The organism is Halorhodospira neutriphila, assembly GCF_016584055.1.
Classification (GTDB): Bacteria; Pseudomonadota; Gammaproteobacteria; order Nitrococcales; family Halorhodospiraceae; genus Halorhodospira; species Halorhodospira neutriphila.
Genome location: NZ_NRSH01000010.1, coordinates 18,356 through 28,107 on the forward strand (window position 1 = coordinate 18,356; position 9,752 = coordinate 28,107).

General features: G+C 71.5%; 7 protein-coding genes. All 7 read left to right on the forward strand.

Annotated features, from left to right (window positions below; all coding sequences use genetic code 11):
• Window positions 1-88 precede the first annotated feature (88 nt).
• Window positions 89-2,092: a transketolase gene (tkt, locus tag CKO13_RS02030; protein ID WP_200256312.1), complete on the forward strand. Its 2,004-nt coding sequence runs from the start codon at window positions 89-91 to the stop codon at window positions 2,090-2,092.
• A gap of 56 nt (window positions 2,093-2,148) precedes the next feature.
• A complete protein-coding gene (locus CKO13_RS02035; RefSeq protein ID WP_207132048.1) occupies window positions 2,149-3,321 on the forward strand; it encodes a phosphoglycerate kinase in 1,173 nt (390 codons plus the stop codon).
• A gap of 35 nt (window positions 3,322-3,356) precedes the next feature.
• Window positions 3,357-4,808, forward strand: a complete 1,452-nt coding sequence (gene pyk / locus CKO13_RS02040; RefSeq protein ID WP_200256318.1) for a pyruvate kinase — start codon at window positions 3,357-3,359, stop codon at window positions 4,806-4,808.
• Window positions 4,809-4,824: 16 nt separating this feature from the next.
• Window positions 4,825-5,889, forward strand: coding sequence for a class II fructose-bisphosphate aldolase (gene fba, locus CKO13_RS02045; RefSeq protein ID WP_200256314.1), 1,065 nt, complete (start codon window positions 4,825-4,827; stop codon window positions 5,887-5,889).
• Window positions 5,890-5,965: 76 nt separating this feature from the next.
• Window positions 5,966-6,601, forward strand: coding sequence for a DUF502 domain-containing protein (locus tag CKO13_RS02050; RefSeq protein WP_200256315.1), 636 nt, complete (start codon window positions 5,966-5,968; stop codon window positions 6,599-6,601).
• A 161-nt stretch (window positions 6,602-6,762) separates the two neighbouring features.
• On the forward strand, window positions 6,763-9,441 hold the full coding sequence (aceE, locus tag CKO13_RS02055; RefSeq protein ID WP_200256316.1) for a pyruvate dehydrogenase (acetyl-transferring), homodimeric type: 2,679 nt from the start codon (window positions 6,763-6,765) through the stop codon (window positions 9,439-9,441).
• A 2-nt stretch (window positions 9,442-9,443) separates the two neighbouring features.
• Window positions 9,444-9,752, forward strand: a 309-nt coding sequence (locus CKO13_RS02060) for a biotin/lipoyl-containing protein (RefSeq protein WP_338034557.1), incomplete at its 3' end; no start/stop codon positions are given.

The following is a 9,752-nucleotide window of genomic DNA, read 5'->3' on the forward strand; positions in this document are numbered from 1 at the left end:
TATCGTTCGTGGTCCGTAGAGTCTTGAGGCAAGATGGCGGCTTGCTGACCCAGCAGCCGAGCCCGAACACTTTTGAGGGAGGTAGAACATGGCGTCGACTGACTTGAGCCGGCGGGAGCTGGCCAACGGCATCCGGGCGCTGGCCATGGACGCGGTCCAGAAGGCCCAGTCCGGGCACCCCGGCGCGCCCATGGGGATGGCCGACATCGCCGAGGTCCTCTGGCGCGACTACCTGCAGCACGCCCCGCAGCAGCCGGGCTGGTTCGATCGCGACCGGTTCGTCCTCTCCAACGGCCACGGCTCGATGCTGCAGTACGCGCTGCTGCACCTGACCGGCTACGACCTCTCCATGGAGGACCTCAAGTCCTTCCGCCAGCTCCACTCCAAGACGCCGGGCCACCCCGAGTACGGCTACACGCCGGGCGTCGAGACCACCACCGGCCCGCTCGGCCAGGGGCTGGCCAACGCCGTGGGCATGGCGCTCGCCGAGAAGGGCCTCGCGGCGCAGTTCAACCGCCCCGGCCACCAGCTCGTCGACCACTGGACCTACGTCTTCGTCGGCGACGGCTGCCTGATGGAGGGGGTCTCCCACGAGGCCTGCTCCCTGGCCGGCACCCTCGGGCTGGGCAAGCTCGTCGCCTTCTACGACAACAACGGCATCTCCATCGACGGCAAGGTCGAGGGCTGGTACACCGAGGACGTGACCAAGCGCTTCGAGGCCTACGGCTGGCAGGTCATCGGGCCCATCGACGGCCACGACGCCGACGCCGTGCGCGCCGCCATCGAGCAGGCCCGCGCCGACACCAGCCGGCCGACGCTCATCGACTGCCAGACGGTCATCGGCTTCGGCGCCCCCAACGTCTGCGGCACCCACGGCGTCCACGGGGCGCCGCTCGGCGACGACGAGATCCAGGCCACCCGCGACTTCCTCGGCTGGGAGCACGGCCCCTTCGAGATCCCCGAGGCGCACTACCGCGCCTGGGACGCCCGCGAGTCCGGGCAGCAGCGCGTCCAGGAGTGGGAGGAGCGCCTGGCGGCCTACCGCAAGGCGCACCCCGAGCTCGCCCGGGACTTCGAGCGGCGCATGCGCGGCGAGCTGCCGGCGTCGTGGGACCGGCTCGTCGCCGAGGCCCTGGAGAAGTTCGCCGGCGGCAAGAAGGACGCCACCCGCAAGAGCTCCCAGGCCGTGCTCAACCACCTCGGCCCCAACCTGCCCGAGCTGCTCGGCGGCTCCGCCGACCTGACCGGCTCGAACAACACCTGGTGGGGCGACTGCACCGAGATCAGCGCCGAGGACGCCGACGGCAACTACGTCTTCTACGGCGTCCGCGAGTTCGCCATGACGGCGATCATGAACGGGGTCAGCCTCCACGGCGGCTGGATCCCCTACGGCGGCACCTTCCTGATCTTCTCCGACTACGCGCGCAACGCCGTGCGCATGGCGGCGCTCATGGGGGTGCGCTCGGTCCTCGTCTACACCCACGACTCCATCGGCCTCGGCGAGGACGGCCCGACCCACCAGCCCATCGAGCAGGTCAGCAGCCTGCGGCTGATCCCCAACCTCGAGGTCTGGCGCCCCTGCGACGCCCAGGAGACGGCGGCGGCCTGGGCCCAGGCGCTCGCCCGGCGCCAGGGGCCGGCGGCGCTGTGCCTGTCGCGCCAGGGCCTCGAGCCCCAGGAGCGCTCGGCGGAGCAGGCCGAGGCCATCAGCCGCGGCGGCTACACCCTCACCGACACCGACGGCGCCCCCGAGGTGGTGCTCCTGGCCACGGGCTCCGAGGTGGAGATCGCCCAGGGCGCCTGCCAGCGGCTGCAGGCCAGCGGCCGCCGGGCCCGCGTGGTCTCCATGCCCTGCCTCGAGCGCTTCCAGGCCCAGGACGCCGCCTACCGCGAGCAGGTCCTGCCGAGCGGGGTGCCGCGGGTGGTCGTCGAGGCCGGCGCCACCGCCCTGTGGCGCGGCTGGGTCGGTGAGCGCGGCGACGTCGTGGGCATCGACACCTTCGGCGAGTCGGCCCCCGGGCCGGCGCTCTACGAGCACTTCGAGATGACCGCGGATCGGGTCGTGATGACGGCCGAGCGGGTGCTCGGCTAAGCGGCCGTACGGCGCACAGAACAACGAAGAGGAGCAGTGCCGTGAAAGCGAAGCGCATGAGTGAGCTCGACCTGTCCGGCAAGCGGGTGCTCATCCGCGAGGACCTCAACGTGCCCATCAAGGACGGCCAGGTCACCGACGACACCCGCGTCCGGGCGGCGGCCGAGAGCATCCGCCAGGCGCTGGACGCCGGCGCGCGGGTCATGGTGATCTCCCACCTCGGCCGGCCCGCCGAGGGCGAGTACGACCCCGAGGCCTCCATGGCCCCGGTGGCGGCGCGCCTCGGCGAGCTGCTCGGCCGCGAGGTGCCGGTGGTCCGGGAGTGGCTCGACGGCGTCGACATCGAGCCGGGCGCGGCCGCCGTCTGCGAGAACGTGCGCTTCAACGCCGGCGAGACCAAGGACGACGAGGCGCTGGCCAAGCGCATGGCGGCGACCTGCGACGTCTACGTCATGGACGCCTTCGGCACGGCCCACCGCGCCCAGGCCTCCACCCACGGCGTGGCGCGCTTCGCCCCCGAGGCGTGCGCCGGGCCGCTGCTCGCCTCCGAGCTCGACGCGCTGAGCAAGGCCCTCGACAACCCGCGCCGGCCGATGATCGCCATCGTCGGCGGCTCCAAGGTCTCCGGCAAGGTCCAGGTCCTCGAGGCGCTGACCCAGAAGGTCGACCAGCTGATCGTCGGCGGCGGGATCGCCAACACCTTCATCGCCGCGGCCGGCTACCCGGTCGGCAAGTCCCTCTACGAGAAGGACTTCGTCGATACCGCCCGGCGGCTCATGGAGGAGGCCCGGGCCAAGGGCGGCGAGATCCCCATCCCCGAGGACGTGGTGACCGCCAAGGAGTTCTCCGCCGAGGCCGAGGCCCACGTCCGCCCGGTGGACGCCATCCCCGACGACGAGATGATCCTCGACGTCGGCCCCGCGACGCGGGCCCGCTACGACGGGCTGCTGCGCAACGCCGGGACGGTGATCTGGAACGGCCCCGTCGGGGTCTTCGAGATGGCGCCGTTCGCCGCCGGCACCCAGGCGCTCGCCGAGGCCATCGCGGCGAGCGAGGGCTTCTCCATCGCCGGCGGCGGCGACACCCTGGCCGCCGTCGAGCAGTTCGGCGTCGGCGATCGGATCTCCTACATCTCCACCGGCGGCGGCGCCTTCCTCGAGTTCGTCGAGGGGCGCGAGCTGCCCGGGGTCGCAGCGCTCGAGCAGCGCGCTGGCGAAGCGCAGCAGTGAGCGGCGGGGCCGCCGAGGGAGCTGAAGGGATGGTGATGCCGCGGCGCACCAAGATCCTCGCCACGCTGGGCCCGGCCACGGACCGGCCGGAGGCCCTCGATGCGCTGCTGAGCGCCGGCGTGGACCTGGTGCGCATCAACTTCTCCCACGGCGAGGTGGCGGAGCACCGCCGCCGCGTCGAGGCCGTGCGGGCCTGGGCGCAGGCCCACAACCGCCGGGTCGGCGTGCTCGTCGACCTGCAGGGGCCGAAGATCCGCATCGAGCAGTTCCGCAGCTCGCCGGTTTGGCTCGAGGAGGGGGCGCGCTTTACCCTCGACCCCGCCCTCGGGTCCGACGCGGGGACCGAGGAGGCGGTGGGCGTGGCCTACGAGGGGCTGCCCGGCGACCTCGCCCCCGGCGACGAGCTGCTGCTCGACGACGGCCGCCTGGTCCTGCGGGTGGAGGCCATCGAGGGCACGGCGGTGCGCACGACGGTGGTCACCGGCGGCGAGCTCAGCGACCGCAAGGGGATCAACCGCCGCGGCGGGGGGCTCTCGGCGCCGGCGCTCACCGACAAGGACCGCGCCGATGTCGTCACGGCCGCCGAGCTCGAGGCCGACTACATGGCCGTCTCGTTCCCCCGCTGCGCCGGGGACATCCACGAGGCCCGCGACCTGCTGCGCGACGCCGGCGGCCACGCCGGGCTGATCGCCAAGATCGAGCGCGCCGAGGCCCGCGAGGCCGCCGAGGAGATCATCGACGCCGCCGACGGGATCATGGTCGCCCGCGGCGATCTCGGCGTGGAGATCGGCGACGCGGCCCTGCCCGAGGCGCAGAAGCAGCTCATCCAGAAGGCGCGGTGGCGCAACCGGGCGGTGATCACGGCGACGCAGATGATGGAGTCGATGATCGACAGCCCCATCCCGACCCGGGCCGAGGTCTTCGACGTCGCCAACGCCGTGCTCGACGGGACCGACGCCGTCATGCTCTCGGCGGAGACGGCGACGGGCCACTACCCGGACAAGGCCGTCGGCGCCATGGACCGGGTCTGCCGCGAGGCGGAGAAGAACCGCACGGTGACCGTCTCCTACCACCGCCTCGACGAGCAGTTCGACCGGGTCGACGAGACCGTGGCCATGGCCGCCATGTACGCGGCGAACCACTTCTCGGTCAAGGCGCTGATCGCGATCACCGAGTCCGGGTCGACGGCGGCGTGGATGTCGCGGATCAGCTCGGGGCTGCCGATCTACGTGCTCACCCGGCACCCGGCGACGCGGGGGCGGGTGACCCTCTACCGCGGCGTCTACCCCCTGGAGTTCGACACCGAGCAGGAGGATCTCACCTCCCTCAAGGGGCGGCTCCTGGGGCGGCTGACGCGCCAGGGGCTGGTGACGGCCCACGACTACGTCCTGGTCACCCACGGCGAGGCGCTCGGCGACCCCGGCGGGACCAACACGCTGCGCATCGTGTGCGTGGACGACTACTTACCATCCAGCGAATCGAAATAGCGGAGGAGTCGAGACTATGGCGATGATCACCCTACGGCAGCTGCTCGACCACGCCGCCGAGCACGGCTACGGCATGCCGGCGTTCAACGCCAACAACATGGAGCAGGTGCACGCCATCATGGAGGCCGCCCGGGAGGTCGACAGCCCGGTCATCATGCAGGCCTCCGCCGGGGCGCGGAAGTACGCCGGCGTGCCCTTCTACCGCCACCTCGTCGAGGCGGCGCTGGAGACCTACCCGGACATCCCGCTGTGCGTCCACCTCGACCACGGCGCCAACCCGGCGGCCTGCCTGCGCGCCCTGCAGTCCGGCTTCTCGTCGGTGATGATGGACGGCTCGCTGCGCGAGGACGGCAAGACGCCCGCCGAGTACGAGTACAACGTCGGGGTCACCGGCAAGGTCGCCGAGATGGCCCACGCCGGCGGCGTCTCCGTCGAGGGCGAGATCGGCGTGCTCGGCTCCCTCGAGACCGGCGAGGCCGGCAAGGAGGACGGCGTCGGCGCCGAGGGCAAGATGGACAAGGACAAGCTGCTCACCGACCCCGAGGAGGCGGCGCGCTTCGTCCGCGACACCCACGTCGACGCCCTGGCCATCGCCTGCGGCACCAGCCACGGCGCCTACAAGTTCACCCGCCCGCCGACGGGCGACATCCTGGCCATCAGCCGGATCAAGGAGATCCACCAGCGCCTGCCGGACACCCACCTGGTCATGCACGGCTCCTCGCAGGTGCCCCAGGAGTGGCTGGAGATCATCAACGAGCACGGCGGCCAGATCCCCGAGACCTACGGCGTGCCGGTCGAGGAGGTCCAGGAGGGCATCCGCAACGGCGTGCGCAAGGTCAACATCGACACTGACCTGCGCCTGGCCTCCACCGGCGCGGTGCGCAAGCACCTGGCCGAGAACCCGTCGAACTTCGACCCGCGCAAGTTCCTCAAGGCCTCCACCGAGGCCATGAAGGAGATCTGCAAGGCCCGCTACGAGGCCTTCGGCTCCGCGGGCATGGCCTCCAGGATCAAGCCGATCCCGCTGGAGGACATGGTCGCCCGCTACGAGTCCGGGGAGCTGGCGCCGAAGGTCAGCTAGCGCACGGCTGAGGGAGTCCCCCGTGCCGCTGTCTTGTCGCATCCGGTGCACACCGACACGGTACGGGGGATAACCTATGCGTAGACTCGGCACCCTCTTCCTCAAAGGCCTGCTGGCGGTCCTGCCGGCAGCCGTGACGCTCTACCTCCTCTACTGGCTCCTCACCACCGCCGAGCGGCTGCTCGGCAGCCTCGTCCGCGTCGTCCTCCCCGACGCCTGGTACCTCCCCGGCATGGGGGTCGCCCTGGCCGTCTCCGGCATCCTGGCCGTCGGCACGCTGCTCAACTTCTACGTCCTGCGCCGGGTGTGGGAGTGGGGCGAGCGGCTGATGCTGCGCCTGCCCGTGGCGCGGACGGTCTACGGCGCCGTCCAGGACCTGACCGAGTTCGTCTCCCGGGCCGAGGAGCTCGGCGACCAGGTGGTCACGGTGCCGCTGCCCGGCAGCGACTACCGGCTCCTCGGGGTGGTGACCCGGCGGGAGTGGCAGGGTGTGGCCAAGGGGCTCGGCGGGGAGGAGACCATCGCCGTCTACACGCCGATGAGCTACCAGGTCGGCGGCTACACCCTGCTCGTGCCCGCCTCGGCGGTGGAGCCGGTGGAGATGAGCGTCGAGGACGCCATGCGCTTTGCGGTCACCGCGGGGATGTCGACCTACAAGCGGTCGTCGCCCCTCGAGGACTCACGATCCGATAGCGATGCAGCGGAGGGATGAGCGGGGCCGCGGCCGGCCGCGGCCCGCAACGGCTGAAGAATAACAACCGTTCGCCGCCGGCGGCGGGGCCGGGGACGCCCAGAAGGCGCCGCCGGGCGCAGCGGCCACCCCCGCGCTGCGCGCCCCCGCCGGCACGGCGACTCTTAACCAAGAGGTGAGCCATGCCATCGGTAGCACAGTTGCGCGACGATCCCGATCCGGAGGAGATCCAGGAGTGGCTCGAGGCCCTCGACGGCGTCATCGAGCACGAGGGGCCCGAGCGGGCGCAGTTCCTCCTGGAGCAGCTGGTGGCCAAGGGCCGCCGGCGCTGCGGCCACTTGCCGTTCAAGGCGACCACCGGCTACATCAACACGATCCCCCGCCACCTCGAGGTGCGGCCGCCGGAGTACGTCGACCACCACCTGGAGTGGCGGATCCGCTCGCTGGTGCGCTGGAACGCCATCGCCATGGTGGTCAACGCCAACCGCCAGCACGACGGCATCGGCGGCCACATCGCCAGCTACGCCTCGGCGTGCACCCTCTACGAGATCGGCTTCAACCACTTCTGGCGGGCGCCGAGCGAGGAGCAGGACGGCGACCTGGTCTTCTTCCAGGGCCACTCCGCCCCGGGGATCTACGCCCGCGCCTACCTCGAGGGGCGGCTGAGCGAGGAGCAGCTGGGCAACTTCCGCCGCGACGTCGACGGCCAGGGCGTCAGCTCCTACCCCCACCCCTGGCTGATGCCCGGGTTCTGGCAGTTCCCGACCGTCTCCATGGGCCTCGGCCCGGTCCAGGCCGTGCAGCAGGCGCGCTTCATGAAGTACCTCCACCACCGCGGGATCCGCGATACCTCGGGGCGCAAGGTGTGGGTCTTCATGGGCGACGGCGAGATGGACGAGCCGGAGTCGATGGCCGCCATCGGCACCGCCGCCCGCGAGGGGCTCGACAACCTCATCTTCGTCATCAACTGCAACCTCCAGCGCCTCGACGGGCCCGTGCGCGGCAACGGCAAGATCATCCAGGAGCTCGAGGGCGAGTTCCGGGGCGCCGGCTGGAACGTGCTCAAGGTCATCTGGGGCTCGCGCTGGGACCCGCTGCTCGAGATGGACAAGACCGGGCTGCTCCAGCAGCGCATGGAGGAGTGCGTCGACGGCGAGTACCAGGCCTTCAAGGCCAAGGGCGGCGAGTACACCCGCAAGCACTTCTTCGGCAAGTACCCCGAGCTCGAGCGGATGGTCGCCGGCATGTCCGACTACGACATCTACCGGCTCAACCGCGGCGGCCACGACCCGCACAAGGTCTACGCCGCCTACCACACCGCCGTGCACCACACCGGCGAGCCGACGGTCATCCTCGCCAAGACGGTCAAGGGCTACGGCATGGGCGAGGCCGGCGAGGGGCAGAACATCACCCACCAGCAGAAGAAGATGGGTGAGAGCGCCCTGCGCCGCTTCCGGGACCACTACGAGATCCCGGTCGCCGACGACAAGCTCAAGGAGACGCCCTTCTACAAGCCCGACGACGACAGCCCGGAGATGCGCTACCTCCACGAGCGCCGCCGGGCCCTCGGCGGCTACTTGCCGGTGCGCTGGGAGCGCGCCCCGGCGCTGGAGACCCCGGAGCTCTCCGCCTTCCAGCCGCTGCTCGAGGACAGCGGCGAGCGCGAGCTGTCGACGACCATGGCCTTCGTCCGCGCCCTGACCATCCTCACCCGGGATAAGGCCATCGGCGCCCACGTCGTGCCCATCGTCCCGGACGAGGCGCGGACCTTCGGCATGGAGGGGCTGTTCCGCCAGCTCGGCATCTACTCCTCGGTGGGCCAGCTCTACGAGCCCGAGGACGCCGACCAGCTGATGTTCTACAAGGAGTCGAAGACGGGGCAGATCCTCGAGGAGGGGCTCAACGAGGCGGGCGCCATCTCCTCGTGGATGGCCGCGGCGAGCGCCTACGCCAACCACGGCGTGAACATGATCCCCTTCTACGTCTTCTACTCCATGTTCGGCTTCCAGCGGGTGGGGGACCTGGCCTGGGCCTCCGGCGACATCCAGGCCCGGGGCTTCCTCATCGGCGGCACGGCCGGGCGGACGACGCTCAACGGCGAGGGGCTGCAGCACCAGGACGGCCACAGCCACCTGCTCGCCTCGGCCATCCCCAACTGCATCGCCTACGACCCGGCCTTCGCCTACGAGCTGGCGGTGATCCTCCAGGGTGGCCTGCGGCGGATGTTCGTCGACCAGGAGAACGTCTTCTACTACATCACCGTCTACAACGAGAACTACGCCCACCCGGCGATGCCCGAGGGCGTCGAGACCGGCATCCTGCGCGGGATGTACGCCTACCGCCGGGGGCCGGAGGGCGAGGCCCCGCGGGTCCAGCTCCTCGGCTCGGGGAGCATCTTCCGCGAGGTGATCGCCGCCGCGGACCTGCTCGCCGAGGACTTCGGCGTCCACGCCGACCTGTGGAGCTGCCCGTCGTTCACCGAGCTCGCCCGCGACGGCCGCGCCTGCGAGCGCCACGACCGGCTCCACCCGGGCGGCGAGCCGCGCCGGCCGTACGTGGCGCAGTGCCTCGAGGGGGCCGCGGGCCCGGCGGTGGCGGCCACCGACTACGTCCGCGCCTACGCCGAGCAGATCCGCCCCTACCTCGACGGCCGGCCCTACTGGGTCCTCGGCACCGACGGCTTCGGCCGCTCCGATACGCGCGAGCGGCTGCGCAGCTTCTTCGAGATCGACCGCTACCACGTCGTCTGCGCGGCGCTGAAGGCGCTGGCCGACGACGGCCAGGTGGCGGCCGAGCGCGTCGACGAGGCGATCCAGCGCTACGCGCTGGCGGCGGATGCCCCGAACCCGTGGGAGGTGTGACCGTGGCGGAACAGGAAGTCAAGGTCCCGGATATCGGCGGCTTCGAGGACGTGGAGGTCATCGAGGTGCTGGTCTCGCCGGGCGAGCGGATTGAGCCGGAGCAGTCGCTGATCACGCTGGAGTCGGACAAGGCGAGCATGGAGGTGCCGTCGAGCGTGGCCGGCACGGTGCGCGAGCTGCGGGTGGGGGTCGGGGACACGGTCTCCGAGGGCAGCGTCATCCTCACCGCCGAGGCGGAGGCGGGCGGTGCCGAGGGCGCCGGGACGGAGCCCGGCGGCGCGGCGCCCGCCGAGGAGGGCCCCGCCCCCGCA